Here is a 21,815-nt window from a genome sequence, read left to right as displayed (position 1 = left end):
ATGGCCTTCGAAGTTGATGAAGACATACTGCAAGACTTTTTGGTCGAAGCATCCGAAATATTGGAACAGTTGTCCGAACAACTGGTCGACTTGGAAAAGCGACCCGATGACAAGAATCTGTTGAATGCCATATTTCGCGGCTTCCATACCGTCAAAGGCGGCGCCGGTTTTCTCTCTCTGGGTGAGTTGGTAGACGTTTGTCACGGTGCCGAAAACGTGTTCGATATCTTGCGCAATGGCAAGCGAACCGTCACGGCCGAATTGATGGATGTCATTTTGCAGGCGCTGGATGCCATCAATGTGATGTTTGCCCAGGTGCAAAATCGCGAACCGCCTAGCCCTGCCTCAGCTGAAATCCTGCATGACCTGCATGAGCTCTGCAAACCAGAAGGCGAGGAGCAGTTGTTGACCGCCTCGGCGGGCAATAGTGCGCCCGCTGAGACTGCGGCATCTGCTGACGAGGTGATCGCGGCTCCTGAGCCTGAAGCGGTTGCCGCACCCGTCGCCGTCAATGGTGGCGGCTCCATCGATGAGATCTCTGCCGATGAGTTCGAGCGCTTGCTCGATGAACTGCATGGCGTCGGCGGAGCCCCGACCCCGGTTGCGAGCCCAGTGCTGACCGGTACGGGGGATATCACAGACGACGAGTTTGAAGCCTTGCTCGACCAGTTGCATGGTCAGGGCCAGCATAGCGGCGCGCCTGAGACCAATCCGTTGAAGTCGGTGCAAAAAGAGGTCGACGAACTGATCGATGATGATGAGTTCGAGCGCCTGCTCGATGAGTTGCATGGTCGTGGTCAAGGGCCAAAAACCAGCATCACGCCCCCTGTTGCACCAACAGTCGCCGCACCGGTGCCAGCAGCCCCTGTGGCGCCTGCCCCCGTTGCCAAGCCAACGCCTGCACCTGCTCCCAAACCGGTAGCCGCGCCTGTTGCTGCCGCCAAACCGGCACCGGCCCCCGTCAAGCAAGCCGCTGCGCCAGCAGAGAATGCGGTGCAAAGCGATACCACTGTGCGGGTGGATACCAAGACGCTGGACGTCATCATGAACATGGTGGGGGAATTGGTGCTGGTACGGAATCGTCTGGTGAGCCTCGGGATCGCCAGCAACGATGAAGACATGTCAAAAGCGGTTGCCAATCTGGATGTGGTGACCGCAGATCTGCAAGGCGCCGTGATGAAGACGCGCATGCAGCCCATCAAGAAAGTATTCGGCCGCTTCCCCCGGGTCGTGCGCGATCTGGCCCGCACCCTCAAGAAAGATATTGAGCTGGTGATGGTCGGGGAAGAGACAGATCTGGACAAGAACCTGGTCGAGGCCCTGGCCGATCCGCTGGTTCACCTGGTGCGCAACTCCTGCGACCATGGGGTCGAGATGCCGGATGTGCGGGAAAAAGCGGGCAAGCCACGGCAGGGTACCATTACCCTGAGCGCTTCCCAGCAGGGTGACCACATTCTGCTTTGTATCGAAGACGATGGCGCCGGCATGGATCCGGAGAAGCTCAAGTCCATCGCCATCAATCGTGGCGTACTGGATGCAGACACGGCGGCGCGCATGAGCGACAGCGATGCCTATAACCTGATTTTTGCTCCCGGTTTCTCGACCAAGTCCGAGATTTCCGATATCTCCGGCCGCGGTGTCGGCATGGATGTGGTGAAGACCAGCATAGTGAGCCTCAATGGCTCTGTGCATATCGACTCTACCTGGGGTAAAGGCACTCGCCTCGAGATCAAGGTGCCCTTGACCCTGGCCATCTTGCCAACGCTGATGGTGGAAGTGGGCGAGCAGACATTTGCCTTGCCGCTGGGGTGTGTGAACGAGATTTTCCATCTGGACCTCAAGAAGGCCAACATGGTGGACGGTCAGCTCACCATCATAGTGCGCGACAAGGCCATTCCGCTCTTCTACCTGCACAAGTGGCTGGTGAAAGGGACAAACAAGAAGTCACGGCAGGATACGGGCCATGTGGTCATAGTGCAGATTGGCACTCAGCAGATAGGGTTTGTCGTGGATAATCTGATTGGCCAGGAAGAGGTGGTGATCAAGCCGCTGGACAACCTGCTGCAAGGAACCCCTGGCATGGCCGGGGCCACCATCACCAGCGATGGTGGTATTGCACTCATTCTGGATGTGCCGAGTCTGCTCAAAGCATATGCGCGTAGACATTGATAGCTCAGGCCCAAGGAGTTAGAAAAATAACAATGGCAGTCAAGGTATTAGTTGTCGACGACTCGAGCTTCTTCCGCCGCCGGGTCAGTGAGATCATCAATCAGGATCCTATGCTGACGGTGATCGATACGGCCCAGAATGGACGGGAAGCGGTAGACAAAGCGCTGGCTCTGCGGCCGGATGTGATCACCATGGACATAGAGATGCCCGTGATGGATGGCATCAGCGCCGTGCGCGAGATCATGGCCAAGTGTCCCACTCCGATCCTGATGTTCTCCTCCCTGACCCATGAAGGGGCCAAGGCCACCCTCGATGCCCTGGATGCGGGCGCTCTCGACTTCCTGCCCAAGAAGTTCGAAGACATAGCCCGTGACAAGGACGAAGCCGTTCGCTTGTTGCAACAGCGGGTCAAGGAGATATCGCGCAAGCGTTTCCTGATGGCCGCGCCCGCCAGGCCAAAAGCCCCTGAACCGGCCGCTCGCAGCCCACTGGGCGGCTCGTTGTCACGCCCAGGCGATCGTCAGGTCGAGCCACAACGGGTCGTACCGGTTGCCGCGTTTAAACGCAGTGGGAAAACCTACCAGCTGGTGGCTATCGGCACCTCTACCGGTGGCCCTGTGGCCCTGCAAAATGTGCTGACCAAACTGCCGGGCGATTTCCCTCATCCCATTCTGCTGATCCAGCACATGCCGGCAACCTTTACCGCCGCGTTTGCCGCTCGCCTCAACGGTCTGTGCCAGATCGGAGTCAAGGAAGCGGAGGATGGTGATGTACTCAAACCCGGTCACGCCTATCTGGCGCCAGGTGGCAAACAGATGTTGCTGGAAGGACGCGGAGTCGGTGCTCGCATCCGGATCGTCGATGGCAATGACAAGGTCAATTACAAGCCGTGCGTGGACATCACCTTCGCATCGGCAGCCAAAACCTATGCCGACAAGGTGCTTGCCATCGTATTGACCGGCATGGGGGCGGATGGTCGGGATGGTGCGCGTCTGCTCAAGGAGCAGGGCTCCACCATTTGGGCCCAGGATGAAGCCTCTTGCGTCGTATACGGTATGCCGCAAGCTGTCGCCAAGGCGGGCATCGCCACTGAGTCACTGCCGCTGGATCGGGTAGCACAACGTATTCTGGTTGAGCTGGGTCGCTAAAGATGGGCATGTTTGGCCTGATCCTGGCTCTGGGAGCCATTGCCATTGCCCAGCTATGGCATGGCGGCACCCTGCTTACCCTGCTCGACGGACCTGCATTTGTCATCGTCGTTGGTGGTACCTGGGGGGCCGTCATTTTGCAGACGCCGCGCAAATATCTGCTAGAGGCGATCAGGCAGTTGCGCTGGATGTTGCTCCCCCCTGGTTGGGATCTGGTCAATCAGGCCGAACGCTTGCAGGCATGGGCGGTATTTGCCCGCCAGCAGGGTCTGCTGGCGCTGGAAAATCAGGCCGATCAGGAGAGTGACGAGTTCACCCGTCAGGGGCTCACCATGATAGTGGATGGGGTGTCGATAGATGATATTCGCATGTTGTTGGAAGCGGACATCGACATCGAGCAGGAGCGTAACGAGCACTCGGCCCGGGTCTTCGAGGCCATGGGGGGATACAGTCCGACCATCGGCATCATAGGTGCCGTAATGGGTCTGATCCAGGCCATGTTCCATCTGGAGGATCCGGCAGCCCTCGGCGCCGGCATTGCCGTTGCGTTTGTTGCCACCATTTACGGGGTCGGCTTTGCCAACCTCTTTTATCTGCCGATAGCCAACCGTCTGCGCGCCTTTCATTATCATTACGCCCTGTTCCAGGAGATGACGCTGGAAGGCTTGATGGCGATTGCCCACGGTGAGAATGGCCCGCAGGTTGAGCGGCGGTTGAAGGCTTATCTGAAAGGAGAGTAGCCATGCGCAAGCGCTATCGTTTGCATCTGCAAGGTCGAGAACATCTCGATCGCTGGCTGGTTTCCTACGCCGACTACATGACGCTGATCTTTGCGCTGTTTGTGGTGCTCTATTCGGTGGCGTTGGTCAACAAAGACAAATATCGCGCCGTCATCGACGGCATGACCCAGGCATTCAACGTCATGCAGCCACGCAGTGATGGCCTGCTGGAAGGGCAGGGGAAGTCGCTGTTGAACAACGAGGTATCGGCTGCCCCCTCAGTGCTGGAGAGTGCTTTGCCGCCTTCTCCCTCCCTCGCTCCCATCTCCGGTGTGCCCATTAAACAAGATGGCATGACGCTTGCGAAGATAGATACGCAGCTGAAAGAGAACATGGGCACTCTGGTCGAGGCCGGTGTGGTCAAGCTCACACTGGATGATAACTGGTTGACTGTGGAGTTGAGCTCAGGTCTCTTGTTTGGCAGCGGTAGTGCCTTTATGAGCACCAATGCCGACCCTGTGCTCAATACGCTTTCAGGTATTCTGAAACCGGTCGATAACTATGTGAGAGTGCGGGGCTATACAGATAACCAGCAGATAAATAATGAAATTTTTCGCTCCAACTGGACGCTGTCAGCAGCAAGAGCCGAGGCCGTGCTCACAGCTCTCATCGCCAAGGGCATAGCACCACAGCGGCTTGCCTACGAGGCATACGGGGAGTTTTCTCCCTTTGCCGGGAATGACAGCGAACAGGGACGCTTACAGAATCGCAAGGTGGTGGTCGCTATTTCCAAGTTCGCCTGGGTGCCACCCGCTCCCGTCAAGCCTGTGATGGTGGAGCCGGTTCCAGCAGTGCAACAGGCGGTAGAGGCAGGCGAGGTCAAGGTGATCACTCTGCCAGGTGGTGGCATACGTATAACAACAAGGCAGGATTGATACAGTGATTGTTTGGACGGTTGCCAACCAAAAAGGTGGGGTCGGTAAAACCACCACAGTGGTCTCGTTAGCCGGTATCCTGGCTCAGCGCGGCCAGCGGGTGCTATTGATTGACACCGATCCCCATGCTTCCCTGACCTCTTATCTCGATTTTGACTCGGATCGGCTGGACGGTACCCTCTATGAGCTGTTTCAGGCCGTCAAACCGACGGCCGAGCTGGTCAATAAACTGACGCTGCGAACCAAGTTTGAGAACATCCACCTGCTGCCGGCCTCCATTACCCTGGCCACTCTGGATCGGGTGATGGGCAACCGTGAAGGCATGGGGTTGGTGATCAAGCGTGCCCTGCTGCGCATTCAGGATCAGTATGACTACGTGCTCATCGACTGTCCGCCAGTACTGGGGGTCATGATGGTCAACGCCCTGGCGGCCTGCGATCGGATCCTGGTGCCGGTTCAGACCGAGTTCCTGGCCCTCAAGGGGCTGGAGCGGATGATGAAGACCTTCGAGATCATGCAGCGATCCAAGCGGGAGAAGTTTCGCTTCACAGTGATCCCCACCATGTTTGACAAGCGTACCCGTGCCTCTCTGATGACACTGAAGTCCATCAAGGATCAACATGGCGATGCGGTATGGAATGCCGTCATCCCCATAGACACCAAGTTTCGGGATGCCAGCTTGCTCCACATTCCCCCTTCCATTTATTCGCCGAGTAGTCGCGGCACTTATGCCTATGAGACCTTGCTCAACTATCTTGATGCCCAGGAGCGTCAACGTGCTCATGAGGTGGCATCATGAGCGACACGACCCAAGTCAGGGCCATGGATGATTACTTCCACTCCCTGTTGCTGGATGAGGCGCTGTTGCCTGATCTGCCAGAGGAACCTGCGCCCGTTGTCCGGCTGCTACGTCAGCCTCAGGTGCAGCCCGAGGTGGTGGTGCAGCCTTATCTGGAGGCAGATGAGCGGCTCGAACAACTGAGCGAGCTGCTCGCCCAGGTGGGTCAGGTGCAGTTTGAGATGGACGCCCTGAGCCACGAAGAGGTGATCAGCGAGCCGCTGCAGATCGAGGCCGAAGATGCCTTGCTGCCGGTTGAACCCGTATGGCCGGAGGAGATGCCTGCCCCTGCGGTGGCAGAGCCATCGGCGCTGGTGATGACAGAGACGGCGGTGGAACTGGCCCCTCAGGCGGAAGTCGCACCATCGACCTGGGAGAATATCGACACCGGCAAGGAGTTTCAGGCGCTCTTCTTCGAAGTCGCCGGCGTCACCTTCGCGGTGCCCCTGACTGAGCTTGGCGGTATTCATCAGCTGGGAGAGGTCTCGTCACTGTTCGGTCAGCCGGATTGGTACCGTGGCATCATGACCTCCCGCGAGCAGAAGATGAACGTGGTGGACACGGCACAGTGGGTGATGCCGGGCCAGCATCTGGACATAGCGGATTACAAGTATCTGATCATGCTGGGCGAATCTCCCTGGGGACTCGCCTGCCATCATCTGAAGGGCACAGAGTTATTGCATCGTGATCAGGTCAAATGGCGTCACCAGGAGGGCAAGCGCCCCTGGCTGGCGGGCATGGTCAAGGAGAAGATGTGTGCCCTGCTGCACGTCAAGGAATTGCTCCTGTTGCTGGAGCGTGGGGTCAACATAGAAGGTCGCTGATAACTTCTGCACTTGTGCTGTTTTATTGCTAGTTTTACCAGTAGACGTTTTCATAAAAGGAATAAAAACATGACAGAAAAGCGCAATATTGCACAGAATCTGGCCGAAGATGAAGTGCTGCAATGGGTCACCTTCCAGCTGGAAAATGAAACCTATGGCATCAACGTGATGCAGGTGCAGGAGGTGTTGCGCTACACCGAAATCGCCCCTGTGCCAGGTGCGCCCGAGTATGTGCTGGGCATCATCAACCTGCGTGGCAACGTGGTGACTGTCATCGATACCCGCTCCCGTTTCGGCCTGCCTTCCGGCGATGTGAGCGAGAACTCGCGCATCGTCATCATCGAGGCGGAGAAGCAGGTGATTGGCATCATGGTCGACAGCGTGGCCGAGGTGGTCTATCTGCGCTCCTCCGAGATCGATGCCGCCCCTGCCGTGGGTACCGAAGAGAGCGCCAAGTTCATTCAGGGCGTCAGCAACCGCGATGGTCAGCTGCTGATCCTGGTCGATCTGAACAAGCTGCTCTCCGATGAAGAGTGGGAAGATATTGGTTCCCTCTGATAGGAAAATGATGTGTTGATGATTGAAATAGCCGCCTTGGGGGTGTCCTTGCTGGCGTTGGTGCTGGCCCTGTACGGGGTGATCAGCAGCCGACGTGGCCAGCGAGAGTCCGAGGCCAGGGTGGAGACACTGCAAGGCCAGCTTGAGAGTCTGCGCAAGCAGATGATGGAGCTGCACACGGGAGCCATCGGCATGGGTCAGCGTTTGCAGTCCGTTGAAGGGGCCATGCAGCAGGTCAATGATCGCCAGCAGGAGCTGACCCTGCAGGATCCGGAACGCCGCCTTTACAGCCGTGCCGCCAAGATGGTGGAGCTGGGCGCCGACCTCGACGAGGTCATGAATGAATGTGAATTGCCGAAGGCCGAGGCAGAACTGTTGATTTCATTGCGAAAAGGCCGCTCATAGATCCTCAGGAAGGCGCCCGCCTTCCTGATTTTTTTCACCCGTCCGGCGCGCCAAAAAGGCGGGATCTCCCCCACAAATCCTGCTGATAGTTGGCATCTTTGAAAAGACGCTCTCCAATACTGTGTTAATATGCAGGCCGCTTCTTTTCACTGATTACATCCTCATGCTGCTTCAAATTAACAATCTGAGCTGCGTGCGTGAAGATCGCACTCTGTTTGAACATCTCTCCTTTGCGGTGGCTCCCGGCGATCTGGTGCAAATTGAAGGCCCCAACGGGGTGGGGAAGACCAGCCTGCTCCGGCTGTTGACCGGCCTGTCGCAGCCATTTGCCGGTGAGGTGTGCTGGAATGGCGAGAATATCCGCAGCTGTCGTGATGAATATCATGCCAACCTGCTCTATCTGGGCCATCAGCCTGGCGTCAAGGCGGCGCTGACGCCGCTCGAAAATCTCACCTTCTATCAAAAGTTGCATCATCCGGCTCAAGCGACGGTAGATTTGTGGCAGGTGCTCGCCCAGGTCGGCCTGGCCGGGTTTGAGGACTATCCCACCGGGCAGCTCTCCGCCGGCCAACAGCGCAGGGTCGCACTGGCCCGGCTCTGGCTCAGCGACAAGCCGGCACTCTGGATCCTGGATGAGCCCTTTACCGCCATCGACAAGCAGGGCGTCAAGGTGCTGGAGCGGTTGTTCCTGGCCCATGCCGAGCGGGGTGGCATGGTGATCCTCACCACCCATCAGGACATGACTCTGATGGAAGGGCGGTTGAAGACCCTCTCCCTCACGCCCTTGCTGCAGGAGTAGTTTGATGTTGCGCGCCGTAATCCACCTTATTCATCGCGAGTTGCTGATGGCCCTGCGCCAGCGCTCCGACATACTCAACCCGCTCTGGTTCTTCCTCATCGTCATCACCTTGTTTCCCCTTGGCATAGGCCCCGAGCCCAAGCTGCTGGCCCGTATCGCCCCCGGCATCATCTGGGTGGCGGCCCTGCTGGCGGCCATGCTCTCGCTGGAGCGGCTGTTTCGCGATGACTTCAGCGACGGTGCGCTGGAGCAGATGATGCTGATGCCTCATCCGCTGGGCTTGCTGGCTCTGGCCAAAGTGATCGCTCACTGGCTGTTGACCGGCCTGCCGCTGCTGCTGATCTCCCCGCTGCTCGCCATCCTGTTGTCGCTGGACATGAACACCTATCTGGCGGTGGTCGCCACCCTGGCGCTGGGGACGCCCGTGCTGAGCCTGCTCGGGGCGGTTGGCGTCGCCCTGACGGTCGGGTTGCGCAAGGGGGGCGTACTGCTCAGCTTGCTGATCCTGCCGCTCTATATTCCGGTACTGATTTTTGCCACGTCCGCCATCGATGCGGCGGGCATGGGGCTGCCCTATTCGGGCCAGCTCGCGATTTTGGGGGCCATGCTGGCCGGTGCGCTGACCCTGACCCCCTTGGCGGTCTCGGCGGCGCTGCGGGTCAGCGTGAACTGATGAAAGCTGTGGTAAGGCGGCTCGGGATGGGCTGTTATAAAAAATATACTTGAGATAGATCAAGAGGATGGCTGCTTATTGCTTTCGGGGGATGTGATGTTTTCCGGCAGTGGGTATGGTAGGCCTCGCCACTATATTAATAACAGAAAGGTTTTGTGAGCTATGTGGAAATGGTTGCACCCTTACGCTAAACCCGAGCGCGCCTATCAGCTGGCAGGGACCTTGCTGCCCTGGTTTGCCGTGACAAGCCTGCTGGCGTTCATCATTGGCACCCTCTGGGGCCTGGCTTTTGCACCCGCTGATTATCAGCAGGGTGACTCCTTCCGGATCATCTACATCCATGTGCCGGCCGCCATCCTCTCCATGGGGGCTTATTCCACCATGGCGGTGGCCGCCTTCATCGGGCTGGTGTGGCAACTGCGGATGGCCGACATGACGGTGGCCGCCGTTGCGCCGGTCGGTGCCGTGTTCACCTTCATCGCGCTGTTTACCGGCGCCGCCTGGGGCAAACCCATGTGGGGCACCTGGTGGGTATGGGATGCCCGTCTCACCTCCGAGCTTATTCTGCTGTTCCTCTATCTGGGGGTGATCGCGCTCTACAACGCCTTCAGCGACAAGGTGCTGGCCGGTCGCGCCGCCGGCATTCTGGCTCTGGTGGGGGTGATCAACCTGCCCATCATTCACTACTCGGTGGAGTGGTGGAACACCCTGCATCAGGGCGCCAGCATCACCAAGTTTGACAAGCCCTCCATCTCCCCCGAGATGCTGTGGCCGCTGCTCATCATGATACTGGCCTTTGCCACCTTCCTCGGGGCCCTCTCCCTGATGCGTTTTCGCAACGAGCTCTTGATGCGGGAGTGGCATCGCCCCTGGGTCAAAGAGATTGCCGAGCAGGAGAAGTAAGCATGCACTTTGCCTCTTTCAGTGACTTCATGGCGATGGGCGGCTACGCCTTCTACGTCTGGCTCTCCTTCGGTCTGACCCTGATCTGCCTGGTCGGCATCGTCATTTCCACCCGGTTGAAGACCCGCAGCCTGCTCGGCGAATTGCGCAGCAAGCAGGCCCGCGAGACCCGCCGCAAGGCGGCCCAGCAGATGGAGAACACCCTATGAATCCGAGACGCAAGAAACGCCTCACCATCATATTGGCGATAAGTCTTGGCCTCGCCGCCGTGATAGGCCTGGTGCTCTATGCCCTCAGCCAGAATATCGATCTCTTCTATACCCCGAGCGAGCTGGTGGAGGGCAAGGGACCGGACAAGATCAAGCCGGAAGAGGGGCAGCGCCTGCGCATCGGTGGCCTGGTGGTGCCGGGCTCGGTGCAGCGGGATCAGCAGAGCCTCAAGGTGGCCTTCAAGCTGGTGGACAACGGCGGCCATCTGGTGACCGTCGAGTTTGACGGCATACTGCCCGACCTGTTTCGCGAAGGGCAGGGCATAGTGGCCCAGGGTACCCTCAAGAACGCCACTACGGTGGAGGCGTTCGAGGTGCTGGCCAAGCACGATGAGAACTACATGCCGCCGGAAGTGGCCGATGCCACCAATGGCATGCACTTCAAGCCGGAATATACAGAGGCGCAGTTGAAGGGAGCCAAGCAATGATCCCGACAGCATTCGCACCGCTTTCACCATTTCAAGCCGGTTTACAGGTTCGTGCTGCGGCTCATTTGAAAGGAGTTCAGCCATGATCCCGGAATTAGGACAGTTTTCACTGATCCTGGCCTTTGCCACCGCCCTGCTGCTGGGCGTCTATCCCTTGCTCGGTGCCCAGTGGGGGCGGCTCGGCATGATGTCGGCGGCCCGTCCGCTGGCCTATGCCCAGTTCCTGCTGCTGTTGCTGTCCTTCCTGTGCCTGACCTGGGCCTTCATCGACAATGACTTTACCGTGCAGTATGTGGCCACCAACTCCAATACCCTGTTGCCGCTGGCGTATCGGATCTCCGCCGTCTGGGGCGCCCATGAGGGCTCACTGCTGCTCTGGGTACTGACCCTGGGTGGCTGGACCGCGGCTGTGGCGCTGTTCAGCCGCAGCCTGCCGCTCGATGCGGTGGCGCGGGTACTCGGTGTGCTGGGGCTGATCTCGGTCGGTTTCACCGCCTTCGTGCTGTTCACCTCGGATCCTTTCACTCGCACTCTGCCTTACTTCCCGGTGGATGGACGCGACCTCAACCCGCTGTTGCAGGATCCCGGCCTCATCTTCCACCCGCCCATGCTCTACATGGGCTATGTGGGCTTCTCGGTCGCCTTCGCCTTCGCCATCGCCTCCCTGATGACGGGGCGCCTCGACGCCACCTGGGCGCGCTGGTCCCGTCCCTGGACCATGGCGGCCTGGGTCTTTCTGACTCTCGGTATCGTGCTGGGCTCCTGGTGGGCCTATTACGAGCTTGGTTGGGGTGGCTGGTGGTTCTGGGATCCGGTGGAAAACGCCTCCTTCATGCCCTGGCTGGCGGGCACTGCCCTGCTGCACTCGCTGGCGGTGAGCGAGAAGCGAGCCACCTTCAAGGCCTGGACAGTGCTGCTGGCGCTCTCCGCCTTCTCCCTGAGCCTGCTCGGCACCTTCCTGGTGCGCTCCGGCGTGCTGGTGTCGGTGCATGCGTTTGCCTCCGACCCGACCCGCGGCCTGTTCATTCTGGGCTTCCTGCTGGCGGTGATCGGCAGCTCGCTCTTGCTGTTCGCCTTCAAGGGCTCCCAGGTGAAGAGCCACGGTAAGCATGAGCTGTGGAGCCGCGAGACCCTGTTGCTGTGCAACAACATCATGCTGGTGGCGGGTCTGCTGACCGTGCTGCTCGGCACCCTGTTGCCGCTGGTGCACAAGGAGCTGGGGCTTGGCAGCATCTCCATCGGCACCCCTTTCTTCAACCACATCTACAGCTGGCTGATCATTCCGTTTGCCCTGCTGCTGGGGATGGGCCCGCTGTTCCGCTGGCGCCGTCAGGATCTGGGTGAGCTCAAAGGCAAGGTGATCCTCGCGTTGGTATTGAGCCTGGCCGCCGCCTTCCTGCTGCCGCTGCTGCTGGCCGAGGAGTTCAAACCCTGGGCCGCGCTCGGCATTGGTCTTGGCACTTGGATCATAGTTACCAGCATCCAGGAGACCTGGGTGCGCGCCACCCACAAACACAGCTTTGCCGTCGGCGTGCGCCGGCTTGGCAACAGCCACTGGGCCATGATCCTGGGCCACGTGGGGCTCGCGGTCAGCATCATAGGCATCGCCTGTACCCAGAACTACAGCATCGAAAAGGATCTGCGCATGCAGGCCGGCGATCGGGTGCACTTTGCCGACTACGAGTTCGTCTTCACCGGTATCAAGGAGAAGAACGGCCCCAACTACGACGGCTTCAAGGGCGTGCTGGAAGTGCACAAGGATGGCAAGCAGATAGCCCTGCTTAAACCCGAGAAACGCATGTACAAGGTGAGCCGGATGCCGATGACGGAAGCTGCCATAGACGCAGGCTTCACCCGGGATCTCTATGCGGCGCTCGGCGAGCAGCTCGACAACGGTGCCTGGGCGGTGCGGATCTACTACAAACCCTTCGTGCGCTGGATCTGGTTTGGCGGCGTCTTCATGGCCATCGGCGGCGTGCTGGCGATGCTGGACAAGCGTTACCGTTTCGGTCGTCGTGACGAGGAGGCCAAGGCATGAGCAAGAAGACCTGGTTGTTTCTGATCCCCTTCATCATCTTTCTGCTGGGGGCCGTCTTCCTGTTTCGCGGGCTCTACTCAGACCCCACCAAGCTCGAATCCGTGATGGTGGGCAAGGAGGTGCCGGTGTTCACCCTGCAGGACATTTATAACCTGAACAAGCAGCATGACAGGAGCATCCTCAAGGGACGCCCCATGCTGCTCAACGTCTGGGCCACCTGGTGCCCGACCTGCTATGGGGAGCATACCTACCTCAAGCAGCTGGCGGGGCAGGGGATTTACATAGTCGGCATGAACTACAAGGACGAGCGCGCCAAGGCCATCAACTGGCTGGCGGAGCTCGGCAATCCCTACCAGATCAACCTGTATGATCCGGATGGCATGCTGGGGCTGGATCTGGGGGTCTACGGTGCGCCCGAGACCTTCTTCATCGACAGCCAGGGCATCATCCGCTATCGCCACGTGGGGGACGTCAACCCCGAAGTCTGGGCATCGACCCTCAAACCCATCTTTGATGCCATGAAGTGAGGGAGAGCCTGATGAGAGTATTGATTGCATCCCTGCTGTTGCTGGCAGGATTGGGTGGCGCCGGTCAGGCGCTGGCCGCCATCGATGTCTACACCTTCGACAACGATGCCCAGGAGCAGACCTTTCGAGAGCTGACCAAGGAGCTGCGTTGCCCCAAGTGTCAGAACCAGGACATAGCCGATTCCAACGCCGGGCTGGCCAAGGATCTGCGCGACAAGACCTATCAGATGGTGCGCGAGGGCAAGGAGAAGCAGGAAGTGGTGGACTACATGGTCGCCCGCTACGGCAACTTCATTCTGTATAACCCGCCGCTGATGGCGTCGACCCTGATCCTCTGGCTGGGCCCGCTGCTGGTCATCGTCATAGGTGTCGTCACTGTGGTGGTGCGCAGCCGTCGTCGTCCCGCGGTGGCCAGGCCGACGGATAGCGCCCTGAGCGCGGAGGAGCAGCGTCGTCTGACTGCCCTGCTCAAAGAGGAAGAGAAACAATGACCGCATTTTGGATAGTGATCGCGGCCCTGCTGGTGCTGGTGAGTCTGGCGCTGGTACTGCCGCTGTGGCGCGGCGAGGGCAAGCAGAGCATCAGCCGTTCGGCCCTCAACAAGCAGCTCTATCGCCAGCGTCTGCTGGAGATTGGCGAAGAGCGTGAACAGGGCATATTGGCGGAGGAGCCGGACTCCCTGGTCGAGCTGCAACGCAGCCTGCTGGACGACATTCCCGACGTGGAGCAGACCGCCCGTGGTGGCAAGAGTCTGATCTGGATCCCGGGCGTGCTGGTGCTGGTGGTGGTGAGTCTGGGACTCTATTACCAGCTCGGCTCCTGGCGGGAAGTTCAGCGCTGGCAGGATGCCAACAGCCGGCTCGGCGAGCTGAGCAACCGCATCCTGGTGGAGCGGGATGCCCAGGTGACCGAGCAGGATCTGATGGACTTCATGCTGGGTTTGCGCACCCGTCTGAAAGACGAACCGAACGATTATCGCGGCTGGCTGCTGTTGGGTCGCCTGTCGCTGGATGGCAATGATCCCGAGATGGCCCGTGAGGCGCTGGAGCGGGCCTATGCGCTGGCACCACAGAAGGCCATGGTGGCCGTGCCCTATGCCCAGGCGCTGATGATGACAGGGGATGACGCCCAGGCCGATGAGCTGCTGCGTAGCGCCATCGCGCTGGATCCAGCCAACATAGAGGCGCGCTCCGTCTATGCCTTCATGGCGCTGCAAAAAGAGGACTTCAAGACGGCGCTGCTGCGCTGGCGCGAGATGTTGCCGCTGATGGAGAAGGGCTCGACCCGCTACGCCATGGTGGAGCGCTCCATCGACTATGCCGAGCAGCAGCTGAAGCAGCGTGGCATGGCGGCGCCAGGCGTGCCGGCGACCCAAGGCGAACAGGCTCAGACTCAGGCGCCTACCCAGGTGCTGGAGGTGAATGCCGGTGAGTTCCCGCTGCACGTCACCCTGGCTCCCGGCATCCAGTTGCCGGAGGATGCCCATCTGTTCGTGTTTGCGGTGATCCCCAACGGTCCGCCCATGCCCATCGCGGTCAAGCGCATCCCGGGTCCCCAGTTCCCGCTGACCCTGTCACTGGGGGATGGCGATGCCATGATGGAGGGCAGCAAGCTCGCCGCCTACCCGCAGTTGCAGTTCAAGGCGCGGCTCTCCCGCGGTGGCAACGTCATGAACAAGGAAGGGGCGTTTGAAGGGGTATCGGCTCCGATCCCGACGGGTGCCATTCCGTCAGCACCGATTGACATCCGCATCGATCACGCCCTCTAATACTCCTTTGGCCCGGCCCCTCGATGGGGCCGGGCTGCCTATAATTCAGATTAATCACAATAAAAAGCTAGGACTTCCATATGCATGTGCGTTTAGGGGCATTGATGGTGGCCTTGTTGCTGGGTGGCTGTGCAGGTGGCCCGCCCAAGCCGGGTCCCGACAGCCTTGATCTCAAGGAGACCCCGAGTCGACCAGAGGCGACCAGCACGGCCAGCGATGGCCGTGACCCGTTCCAGGAGGCCAACCGGGCCATGTGGGCGGTCAACTACGATGTGCTTGAGCCCTATGTGGCCCGCCCCGTGGTGCACGGCTATGCCCGCTACATCCCGCAAGGGATGAAGGACGGCATCGAGAACCTGGTCGAGAACTTCAACGAGCCGAGCAGCATGGTCAACCACCTGATCACGGGGGATCTGAAGGGGGCGGGGACCAACCTGGGCCGTTTTACCCTCAACACGACCGTAGGGCTGCTGGGGATCTTCGATGTGGCCAGGCACACAGGGCTCGAGCGCAACAAGCTGGAGCTCGATACTGTGCTGGGGCGTGCCGACATCGGCGATGGCGCCTACCTGATGGTGCCCGTCTACGGCCCGACCACCACCCGCAAGCTGGTGGGGGACACCATCGATACCATTTACTTCCCCTATGCCTTGCTGACTTTCCCGTTGAAAGTAACGCACTGGGCGCTGGATGGCCTGGGCACGCGCTCCAAGCTGATCGATCAGGAGCGGATCATCGACAACGCGCTCGATCCTTATGCCCTGACCAAGGACTTCTATCTGCAATACAACCAGAACAAGGTGACGGGTCGCCAGACCGAGATCAAGCAGGAGCAGAAGGAGAAGGTGGACGACACCAATCTGGATGAATACCTGGATGAAATCGATCAGTGATGCCACTGGTTGTGCAACAAAGGCGCCTGTGGGCGCCTTTTTCATCTTGGTGCCGCGGATGCCGCCCATAAAAAAACGCCCCGCAGTGCGGGGCGTTTTGGCAAGAAGCGGCTATCAGGCAGCCAGGTTCTTGGCCACGAATTCCCAGTTGACCAGGGTCCAGAAGGTTTCCATGTACTTCGGACGCAGGTTGCGGAAATCGATGTAGTAGGCGTGCTCCCACAGGTCGACGGTCAGCAGCGGGGTAGTCCCGGCTTCGGTCAGCGGGCAGCCGGCGTTGGAGGTGTTGACGATGGCCAGGGAGCCGTCGGCTTTCTTCACCAACCAAGTCCAGCTGGAACCGAAGTTGCCGATGGCAGACTTGGTGAACGCATCCTTGAACTCGGCAAAGGAGCCGAACGCCTTGTTGATGGCATCAGCCAGGGCGCCGGTCGGCTCGTTGCCGCCGTTTGGGGAGAGGCAGTGCCAGTAGAAGGTGTGGTTCCAGATCTGGGCGGCGTTGTTGAAGATGCCGCCAGTGGAGGTCTTGATGATCTCTTCCAGGGACTTGCCTTCAAACTCGGTACCCGGCACCAGGTTGTTCAAGTTGACCACATAGGTGTTGTGGTGCTTGCCGTGGTGGTATTCCAGAGTTTCCTGGGAGATGTGCGGTTCCAGAGCATTGATTGCATAGGGCAGAGCGGGAAGTTCGAATGCCATTTTCTACTCTCCATTGGCTGGCCGTGCGAAGGCGACGGTTGCAAGACATTGCGTACTCTTTTCTATTTTGAAAAGAATTGTTCTTGAAATGATGGGGCCAAACGGCCCAAAGCCCATCGATTGTACCAGCATCAAAGATGGGCTAACAACTCTTGATTCTCGCCATGACTTGGATCAAGCTGCGGCGTATTGATTCATCACTTCTTGCATTCGGGACGGTTTGTCAGTTTGTGGTCTGCCCGGATTGCAGTAGAATGGCCGCCGAAATCGCTCTAGTGAGGCACCTATGGAAACTATTGAAAAGATCAAACAGCAGCTGGCTGACAATCCCATCATCCTTTACATGAAGGGTTCCCCCAAGCTACCCAGCTGCGGTTTCTCTGCCCAGGCCTCCCAGGCTCTGATGTCCTGTGGCGAGCCGTTTGCTTACGTCGACATACTGCAAAACCCGGACATCCGTGCCGAGTTGCCGAAGTTTGCCAACTGGCCCACCTTCCCGCAGCTGTGGGTCGAGGGTGAGCTGGTCGGTGGCTGCGATATCCTGATCGAGATGTTCCAGGCCGGCGAGCTGCAGACCCTGATCAAGGAAACGGCCGCCAAGCACAAGCAGGATGACGCTGCCGCCGAATAAGGTCGCATCTGCATCATGCAAAAAGGGGAGCCAATGGCTCCCCTTTTTTTATTCCACGACAGGCATCAGCTGATGCGTTCGATCCGTGCCATGTAGAAGCCGTCAAAACCGGTCGCGGACGGGCTGACGGTGTGGTCATCCCGCAGACTATAGTTGTCGTTGGCAGCCAGGAACTTGTCCACCTGCTGGCGGTTCTCCTGGGGCAGGATGGAGCAGGTTGCATAGACCAGCAGGCCGCCGACCTTCACCATCTGACTGTAGCGCTGCAGTATCTCTTCCTGCAGGGCGACCAGCACAGGCAGCCGCTCGGCGGTATCGCGCCACTTGGCATCCGGGTTGCGCTTGAGCACGCCCAGGCCCGAGCAGGGCACGTCCAGCAGCACGCGATCGGCGGTGCCTTTGAGGCGCTTGACAGTCTTGCTGCTCTCGATGACGCGGGTTTCCACGTTGTGGGCACCGGCGCGGCGGGCGCGCTGCTTGAGGTTTTCCAGCTTCCACTCTTCCACATCCATCGCCAGCAGACGGCCCTTGCCGTTCATCATGGCGGCGATGTGCAGCGTCTTGCCGCCAGCGCCGGCGCAGGCGTCTATGACGCGCATGCCAGGCGTCACTTCCAGCGCGGCAGCCACCAGCTGGGAGCCCGCATCCTGCTGCTCGAAGCAGCCATCGGCAAAGGCCTTGGTGCGGAACAGGGCGGCGTCCGAGGTGACCTGCAGTGCTGTCTCAACACCATCAACGGGAATTGTGGTGACATGCTCTTTGGCCAGGATGGCCTGCAGCTCTTCACGGGTGCACTTGAGGGTGTTGACCCGCAGGTAACGCTTGGGCATCCAGGCCAGGGCGGCGCGCTCGGCAGGCCAGGCCTCGCCGAGCTGCTCGCTGCCCAGTTTTTCCAGCCAGCTGGGGCAACCGTCCATCAGCACGGGGTTCTTCTTCGCTTCGGTCAGGCGGCGACGGAATGCCTCCTCATTGAAACGATCCAGGGTCGGATGGTTGGGTTGAGCTATCTTGTGAAAAGCGTGCCAGCTGTGCAGCAGAGGCCAGACATTCTTCTCGGCCTGACGTACCTGAATGCCGGTCAGGGCGCAATAGAGGCTGAGGCGACGCAGCAGATCGCCAGTGACCAGAGCAATCCTTGCCTGTTCTTGCGGTTTGAGTTCGATGCCGGAGAAGTGACGGGCATAGGCGCGGTCCAGAGTGAGACCCTGGCCCAGCACATCGTCAACAATGGCAACGATCAGGTCCCCGAAACGGGGCAACAGTGGGGATTTGAGCATGAGATTAACCTTGGTCAGATAAAGACGAACTGTCGTCATGGTGACGCAGCTCTAAAACTGATAAATCCGCGCAATGATAGGGGCTAGACAGGGTTGGTGCAACACTCCCCATTCGGGGAATATACAGACGATGGCGCTGGACTAATCAGACCAGCAGGAAAATGATGCCGGTTGCAGTTCAGGTGAGTGCATTTAAAAGGACTAAAAAGATGCAGTTAATGAAATATTCTCCCTTGGCGCTGGTCGTGGCCAGCCTGATGAGCTCGGGTGGCCTCGCGGCCAAGGAGTGGAACACGGTAGCGGCGCGCGCCACGGCGGCGGACGGCTATGAAGTGCGGGCCAACCAGTTCCGGGTGGCCAAGGTGCCCCTCGATTACTTTGCCGGGCTGCAGGCCGGGGCGCGTCAGCTGACCCTGCCACTGCCGGACGGGGGTGAGGTGAGCTTCACCCTGCAGGCCTATGACCTGCTGCCCGCCGATCTCGCCGCCAAGTATCCCGAGATCCTGACCTTCAAGGGCCATAACCCGGCGGCGCCGGTGGAGACGGGTCGCTTCGACCTGGGCCCGCAAGGTTTCCACGCCATGTTCACCCACCAGGGCAAGACGGTGTTCGTCGACCCGCTGCGCAATGCCGAAGGCTATGCCGTCTATTATCAGCAGGATGCCTACAGCCGGCTGGAAGAGGAGGCCGATAAGGTGATCGGGGCTGACGCCAAAGCCCTGGCCCGCAAGGTGCAAGTGGATGGCAACGAGCGCAAGCGCTACGTCATCGCCATCTCGGCGGCCGGGGAGTACACCCAGTTCCACGGGGGGTCCAAGGTGCTGACCATGGGCGCCCTCGCCACCCTGCTCAACCGGGTGAACGAGGTATATCAGCGCGATGTGGGGGCCGAGTTCCAGCTGGCCAGCGGCAATGACGCCATCATCTTTACCGATCCGGCGAGCGATCCGTTCAGCAATGACGACACGGATGTCGATGTCAACGGCGCGGTGCAGGCCAATGCGCAGACCTTGCCCAGTGGGGCGCTGGGACCATTCGACATAGGCCATGTGGTCAACACTGGCGGTGGCGGTCTGGCCGGATTGGGTGTGCTCTGTACGGCCACCAAGTCGGACGGCATGACGGGTTCATCCCCCCCGGTTGGGGATGCCTTCTTTATCGACTATGTGGCCCACGAAATCGGCCACCAGTTCGGTGCCGATCACACCTTCAACGGCACCACTGGCAGTTGTGGCAGTGACAACCGTGAGGCGGCACAGGCCTGGGAGCCGGGCAGTGGCACTTCCATCATGGCCTATGCCGGTATCTGTGGTGACGAGAACATCCAGCCCCACAGTGACCCCTATTTCCACAGCAAATCCATCGAGCAGATGCGGGCGCACATGGCGACCGTGCCGACCTGCGGCACCACGCTGCCCCTTGCCAACAATGCTCCCCAGGCGGCTGCCGGGGCCAGCCATATCATTCCCGCCAATACCCCGTTTGTGCTCAAGGGGGCCGGGGCTGATCTGGACACGGATCCCCTGACCTACACCTGGGAGCAGATTGATCTGGGCAACCCGTCCAGCAGCGCCCTCGACATGATCGATGACGGCTCCCGTCCGTTGTTCCGCTTCGTGTCGCCGACCAGCTCGCCGGAGCGGATCCTGCCGAGCCTGCCATCCCTGCTCTCCGGCTCGCTGGCCAAGGGCGAGGCCTGGCCCACCACCAACCGGGATCTCAACTTCCGGCTCACTGTGCGTGACGGCAAGGGCGGCGTCGCCAGCGATGACATGAAGGTGCAGGTGGTCAACACCGGCAGCGCCTTCCGCCTGACCAGCCCCCTTGGCGTTATGGTGACGCCGGGCGCCAGCCAGGCGGTCGGCTGGGATGTGGCGGGCACCAGCGCAGCCCCGATCAACTGCAGCAAGGTAGACCTGTCCGTGACTCAGGATGAGGGCGCAAACTGGGCGACCCTGGCCACCGGCCAGCCCAATAGCGGCTCGGCCACCGTCACCCTGCCGGCCAAGCTCACCAGCAGCGTCAGGTTGAAAGTGGCCTGCAGCGACAACATCTTCTTCACTATCAGCCCGCTCAAGTTGCCTGTGGTGCAAAGTGGCGGCAACTCGGGCGGTGGTGGTGGCGGTACGCTCGGTTTCTGGACCCTGGCGCTGGCCCTGCTCGGCTGGCAACGGAGGCGGGCATGAGAGTCACCGGCTTGCTGCTGCTCACGCTGCTAGGGGGTTGTCAGGCGGATGCCGACACCCTGGAGCAGGCGGTCAGCGCCAGCCTTGCCAGGCAGGATTACCGGCTGATAGTGCGGGCCGGGCGTGGCGAAGTGGCGCCCGGCATTGCGACCGGTGAGCAGGAAGCGGCCAAGGCGCGCTGTGGCGTGCGTTATCTGGAGGGCTTGGGGGATGTCATCAAGCCCGATCAGAAAGAGGCTCAGGCCAGGTTGAGGGCCTATGCGGCCGAATATAACCAGCGCATGCTGGCCCATTGTCCACCGGCCGCCGGCAAGCAATAAGCCCGCAGCCGGGTGTGGGCAGAAAAGGGGAGGCGCAAGCCTCCCTTTCTTTTTTGGGCGCTGGCATTTGGCCGCCCTGAGGCTTGTACCCATGGCGTGCTCGTCGCACAATGCCAGCACGCATGGCCGCATCGGCGGCAAGAGAGAAGGAAAATCAAGATGATGGATGTGGCTGATCTGCGCCGTGAATACACCCGGGGCGGATTGCACCGGGCCGATCTGCCGGCCGACCCCCTGGCACTGTTCGAGAAGTGGCTGGCCCAGGCCTGCGAGGCCAAGTTGACCGATCCCACCGCCATGGTGGTGGCGACCGTGGATGCCGAGGGGCAACCCTGGCAGCGCACCGTGCTGCTCAAGCACTACGACGCCGAGGGCATGGTGTTCTACACCAACATGGGCAGCCGCAAGGCGCGCCAGCTGGAGGGCAACCCCCGCATCAGCCTGCTCTTCCCATGGCATACCCTGGACCGCCAGGTGCATGTGACCGGCCGGGTGGAGAAGATGAGCACCTTCGAGGTGATGAAGTACTTCCACAGCCGCCCCAAGGACAGCCAGATAGCCGCCTGGGTTTCCCAGCAGTCGACCCGCATCTCGGCCCGCGGCGTGCTGGAGGCCAAATTCCTCGAACTCAAACAGAAATTTGCCAAGGGCGAGGTGCCCTTGCCGAGTTTCTGGGGCGGCTTCCGAGTGGTCATCGACACGGTCGAATTCTGGCAGGGTGGTGAGCACCGGCTGCACGACCGTTTCTACTACAGCCGTGAAGGGGAAGGCTGGCACATAGAGCGGCTGGCCCCCTGATCCCCCGCTT

Annotated in this window: 24 protein-coding genes; 22 read left to right on the top strand and 2 right to left on the bottom strand. The window is 60.1% G+C overall.

What is annotated here, in order from left to right; genetic code table 11:
- The 18 genes from AACQ95_RS01215 to AACQ95_RS01130 all read left to right on the top strand — a co-directional run bounded on the left by AACQ95_RS01215 (nucleotide 1) and on the right by AACQ95_RS01130 (nucleotide 15,894).
- On the top strand, nucleotides 1-2,169 hold the full coding sequence (locus AACQ95_RS01215; protein WP_241280324.1) for a chemotaxis protein CheA: 2,169 nt from the start codon (nucleotides 1-3) through the stop codon (nucleotides 2,167-2,169).
- 32 nt (nucleotides 2,170-2,201) lie between these two features.
- A complete protein-coding gene (locus AACQ95_RS01210) occupies nucleotides 2,202-3,317 on the top strand; it encodes a protein-glutamate methylesterase/protein-glutamine glutaminase (protein ID WP_043555984.1) in 1,116 nt (371 codons plus the stop codon).
- A 2-nt stretch (nucleotides 3,318-3,319) separates the two neighbouring features.
- Nucleotides 3,320-4,057, top strand: a complete 738-nt coding sequence (locus AACQ95_RS01205; RefSeq protein WP_043134702.1) for a flagellar motor protein — start codon at nucleotides 3,320-3,322, stop codon at nucleotides 4,055-4,057.
- A gap of 2 nt (nucleotides 4,058-4,059) precedes the next feature.
- Nucleotides 4,060-4,971 (top strand): flagellar motor protein MotB, encoded by a 912-nt coding sequence (locus tag AACQ95_RS01200; RefSeq protein ID WP_241280323.1) that lies wholly within the window; start codon nucleotides 4,060-4,062, stop codon nucleotides 4,969-4,971.
- 4 nt (nucleotides 4,972-4,975) lie between these two features.
- Nucleotides 4,976-5,770: a ParA family protein gene (locus AACQ95_RS01195; protein WP_043555988.1), complete on the top strand. Its 795-nt coding sequence runs from the start codon at nucleotides 4,976-4,978 to the stop codon at nucleotides 5,768-5,770.
- Nucleotides 5,767-6,633 carry a chemotaxis protein CheW gene (locus AACQ95_RS01190; protein ID WP_241280322.1) on the top strand — a complete coding sequence of 289 codons (867 nt, stop codon included), beginning with the start codon at nucleotides 5,767-5,769 and terminating at the stop codon, nucleotides 6,631-6,633. Before AACQ95_RS01195 ends, AACQ95_RS01190 begins: the two co-directional genes overlap by 4 nt.
- Nucleotides 6,634-6,702: 69 nt before the next feature.
- Nucleotides 6,703-7,191: a chemotaxis protein CheW gene (locus AACQ95_RS01185; protein WP_005298836.1), complete on the top strand. Its 489-nt coding sequence runs from the start codon at nucleotides 6,703-6,705 to the stop codon at nucleotides 7,189-7,191.
- Between the two features lie 18 nt (nucleotides 7,192-7,209).
- Nucleotides 7,210-7,596, top strand: coding sequence for a DUF2802 domain-containing protein (locus tag AACQ95_RS01180; RefSeq protein WP_043134707.1), 387 nt, complete (start codon nucleotides 7,210-7,212; stop codon nucleotides 7,594-7,596).
- Nucleotides 7,597-7,759: 163 nt separating this feature from the next.
- Nucleotides 7,760-8,395: a cytochrome c biogenesis heme-transporting ATPase CcmA gene (ccmA, locus tag AACQ95_RS01175; RefSeq protein WP_043134709.1), complete on the top strand. Its 636-nt coding sequence runs from the start codon at nucleotides 7,760-7,762 to the stop codon at nucleotides 8,393-8,395.
- Between the two features lie 4 nt (nucleotides 8,396-8,399).
- Entirely contained in the window at nucleotides 8,400-9,068 is a 669-nt protein-coding gene (ccmB, locus tag AACQ95_RS01170) for a heme exporter protein CcmB (RefSeq protein WP_042034081.1), read from the top strand.
- Nucleotides 9,069-9,230: 162 nt separating this feature from the next.
- Nucleotides 9,231-9,971, top strand: a complete 741-nt coding sequence (locus AACQ95_RS01165; RefSeq protein ID WP_043134710.1) for a heme ABC transporter permease — start codon at nucleotides 9,231-9,233, stop codon at nucleotides 9,969-9,971.
- 2 nt (nucleotides 9,972-9,973) lie between these two features.
- Nucleotides 9,974-10,180, top strand: coding sequence for a heme exporter protein CcmD (gene ccmD / locus AACQ95_RS01160; RefSeq protein ID WP_042872035.1), 207 nt, complete (start codon nucleotides 9,974-9,976; stop codon nucleotides 10,178-10,180).
- A complete protein-coding gene (ccmE, locus tag AACQ95_RS01155) occupies nucleotides 10,177-10,668 on the top strand; it encodes a cytochrome c maturation protein CcmE (RefSeq protein ID WP_042872036.1) in 492 nt (163 codons plus the stop codon). The genes ccmD and ccmE overlap by 4 nt, the downstream gene beginning before the upstream one ends.
- Before the next feature lie 82 nt (nucleotides 10,669-10,750).
- Nucleotides 10,751-12,706, top strand: coding sequence for a heme lyase CcmF/NrfE family subunit (locus tag AACQ95_RS01150; RefSeq protein ID WP_098984597.1), 1,956 nt, complete (start codon nucleotides 10,751-10,753; stop codon nucleotides 12,704-12,706).
- Nucleotides 12,703-13,233, top strand: a complete 531-nt coding sequence (locus tag AACQ95_RS01145) for a DsbE family thiol:disulfide interchange protein (RefSeq protein WP_241280321.1) — start codon at nucleotides 12,703-12,705, stop codon at nucleotides 13,231-13,233. Before AACQ95_RS01150 ends, AACQ95_RS01145 begins: the two co-directional genes overlap by 4 nt.
- A gap of 11 nt (nucleotides 13,234-13,244) precedes the next feature.
- Complete coding sequence (locus AACQ95_RS01140) at nucleotides 13,245-13,724, top strand: cytochrome c-type biogenesis protein (protein WP_241280319.1); 480 nt, start codon at nucleotides 13,245-13,247, stop codon at nucleotides 13,722-13,724.
- Complete coding sequence (gene ccmI, locus AACQ95_RS01135; RefSeq protein ID WP_241280317.1) at nucleotides 13,721-15,001, top strand: c-type cytochrome biogenesis protein CcmI; 1,281 nt, start codon at nucleotides 13,721-13,723, stop codon at nucleotides 14,999-15,001. Before AACQ95_RS01140 ends, ccmI begins: the two co-directional genes overlap by 4 nt.
- Nucleotides 15,002-15,081: 80 nt before the next feature.
- Nucleotides 15,082-15,894: an MlaA family lipoprotein gene (locus AACQ95_RS01130; RefSeq protein WP_241280315.1), complete on the top strand. Its 813-nt coding sequence runs from the start codon at nucleotides 15,082-15,084 to the stop codon at nucleotides 15,892-15,894.
- Between the two features lie 114 nt (nucleotides 15,895-16,008).
- Here AACQ95_RS01130 and sodB read toward each other — a convergent pair whose 3' ends face one another.
- The gene (gene sodB, locus AACQ95_RS01125; protein ID WP_005319233.1) at nucleotides 16,009-16,593 is read right to left on the bottom strand and encodes a superoxide dismutase [Fe]; all 585 of its coding nucleotides are present in this window, start codon (nucleotides 16,591-16,593) and stop codon (nucleotides 16,009-16,011) included.
- 286 nt (nucleotides 16,594-16,879) lie between these two features.
- Between sodB and AACQ95_RS01120 the strand changes: the two genes are divergently transcribed.
- The gene (locus AACQ95_RS01120) at nucleotides 16,880-17,224 is read left to right on the top strand and encodes a Grx4 family monothiol glutaredoxin (RefSeq protein WP_043134716.1); all 345 of its coding nucleotides are present in this window, start codon (nucleotides 16,880-16,882) and stop codon (nucleotides 17,222-17,224) included.
- A gap of 65 nt (nucleotides 17,225-17,289) precedes the next feature.
- On the opposite strand, the gene AACQ95_RS01115 is transcribed toward AACQ95_RS01120, so the two are convergent.
- Complete coding sequence (locus tag AACQ95_RS01115; protein WP_241280314.1) at nucleotides 17,290-18,501, bottom strand: RsmB/NOP family class I SAM-dependent RNA methyltransferase; 1,212 nt, start codon at nucleotides 18,499-18,501, stop codon at nucleotides 17,290-17,292.
- Between the two features lie 209 nt (nucleotides 18,502-18,710).
- Here AACQ95_RS01115 and AACQ95_RS01110 point away from each other — a divergent pair, with 209 nt between their 5' ends.
- From AACQ95_RS01110 to pdxH, 3 genes are all read left to right on the top strand, one after another.
- A complete protein-coding gene (locus AACQ95_RS01110) occupies nucleotides 18,711-20,687 on the top strand; it encodes a reprolysin-like metallopeptidase (protein WP_241280312.1) in 1,977 nt (658 codons plus the stop codon).
- Complete coding sequence (locus AACQ95_RS01105; protein ID WP_043134719.1) at nucleotides 20,684-21,007, top strand: hypothetical protein; 324 nt, start codon at nucleotides 20,684-20,686, stop codon at nucleotides 21,005-21,007. The genes AACQ95_RS01110 and AACQ95_RS01105 overlap by 4 nt, the downstream gene beginning before the upstream one ends.
- A gap of 159 nt (nucleotides 21,008-21,166) precedes the next feature.
- On the top strand, nucleotides 21,167-21,805 hold the full coding sequence (pdxH, locus tag AACQ95_RS01100; RefSeq protein ID WP_043134720.1) for a pyridoxamine 5'-phosphate oxidase: 639 nt from the start codon (nucleotides 21,167-21,169) through the stop codon (nucleotides 21,803-21,805).
- The last annotated feature ends 10 nt before the right edge of the window (nucleotides 21,806-21,815 follow it).

The organism is Aeromonas sp. MR19, from assembly GCF_963899305.1.
Taxonomy (GTDB): Bacteria; Pseudomonadota; Gammaproteobacteria; order Enterobacterales; family Aeromonadaceae; genus Aeromonas; species Aeromonas bestiarum.
This window is presented reverse-complemented; position numbering and strand designations above follow the sequence as displayed.

Bases quoted from the DNA above. Each gene is read 5' to 3' on its own strand.
- AACQ95_RS01215 (WP_241280324.1), top strand. From the start codon at position 1: ATGGCCTTCGAAGTTGATGAAGACATACTGCAAGACTTTTTGGTCGAA.
- AACQ95_RS01210 (WP_043555984.1), top strand. From the start codon at position 2,202: ATGGCAGTCAAGGTATTAGTTGTCGACGACTCGAGCTTCTTCCGCCGC.
- AACQ95_RS01205 (WP_043134702.1), top strand. From the start codon at position 3,320: ATGGGCATGTTTGGCCTGATCCTGGCTCTGGGAGCCATTGCCATTGCC.
- AACQ95_RS01200 (WP_241280323.1), top strand. From the start codon at position 4,060: ATGCGCAAGCGCTATCGTTTGCATCTGCAAGGTCGAGAACATCTCGAT.
- AACQ95_RS01190 (WP_241280322.1), top strand. From the start codon at position 5,767: ATGAGCGACACGACCCAAGTCAGGGCCATGGATGATTACTTCCACTCC.
- AACQ95_RS01185 (WP_005298836.1), top strand. From the start codon at position 6,703: ATGACAGAAAAGCGCAATATTGCACAGAATCTGGCCGAAGATGAAGTG.
- AACQ95_RS01180 (WP_043134707.1), top strand. From the start codon at position 7,210: ATGATTGAAATAGCCGCCTTGGGGGTGTCCTTGCTGGCGTTGGTGCTG.
- ccmA (WP_043134709.1), top strand. From the start codon at position 7,760: ATGCTGCTTCAAATTAACAATCTGAGCTGCGTGCGTGAAGATCGCACT.
- ccmB (WP_042034081.1), top strand. From the start codon at position 8,400: ATGTTGCGCGCCGTAATCCACCTTATTCATCGCGAGTTGCTGATGGCC.
- AACQ95_RS01165 (WP_043134710.1), top strand. From the start codon at position 9,231: ATGTGGAAATGGTTGCACCCTTACGCTAAACCCGAGCGCGCCTATCAG.
- ccmD (WP_042872035.1), top strand. From the start codon at position 9,974: ATGCACTTTGCCTCTTTCAGTGACTTCATGGCGATGGGCGGCTACGCC.
- ccmE (WP_042872036.1), top strand. From the start codon at position 10,177: ATGAATCCGAGACGCAAGAAACGCCTCACCATCATATTGGCGATAAGT.
- AACQ95_RS01150 (WP_098984597.1), top strand. From the start codon at position 10,751: ATGATCCCGGAATTAGGACAGTTTTCACTGATCCTGGCCTTTGCCACC.
- AACQ95_RS01145 (WP_241280321.1), top strand. From the start codon at position 12,703: ATGAGCAAGAAGACCTGGTTGTTTCTGATCCCCTTCATCATCTTTCTG.
- AACQ95_RS01140 (WP_241280319.1), top strand. From the start codon at position 13,245: ATGAGAGTATTGATTGCATCCCTGCTGTTGCTGGCAGGATTGGGTGGC.
- ccmI (WP_241280317.1), top strand. From the start codon at position 13,721: ATGACCGCATTTTGGATAGTGATCGCGGCCCTGCTGGTGCTGGTGAGT.
- AACQ95_RS01130 (WP_241280315.1), top strand. From the start codon at position 15,082: ATGCATGTGCGTTTAGGGGCATTGATGGTGGCCTTGTTGCTGGGTGGC.
- sodB (WP_005319233.1), bottom strand. From the start codon at position 16,593: ATGGCATTCGAACTTCCCGCTCTGCCCTATGCAATCAATGCTCTGGAA.
- AACQ95_RS01120 (WP_043134716.1), top strand. From the start codon at position 16,880: ATGGAAACTATTGAAAAGATCAAACAGCAGCTGGCTGACAATCCCATC.
- AACQ95_RS01115 (WP_241280314.1), bottom strand. From the start codon at position 18,501: ATGCTCAAATCCCCACTGTTGCCCCGTTTCGGGGACCTGATCGTTGCC.
- AACQ95_RS01110 (WP_241280312.1), top strand. From the start codon at position 18,711: ATGCAGTTAATGAAATATTCTCCCTTGGCGCTGGTCGTGGCCAGCCTG.
- AACQ95_RS01105 (WP_043134719.1), top strand. From the start codon at position 20,684: ATGAGAGTCACCGGCTTGCTGCTGCTCACGCTGCTAGGGGGTTGTCAG.
- pdxH (WP_043134720.1), top strand. From the start codon at position 21,167: ATGATGGATGTGGCTGATCTGCGCCGTGAATACACCCGGGGCGGATTG.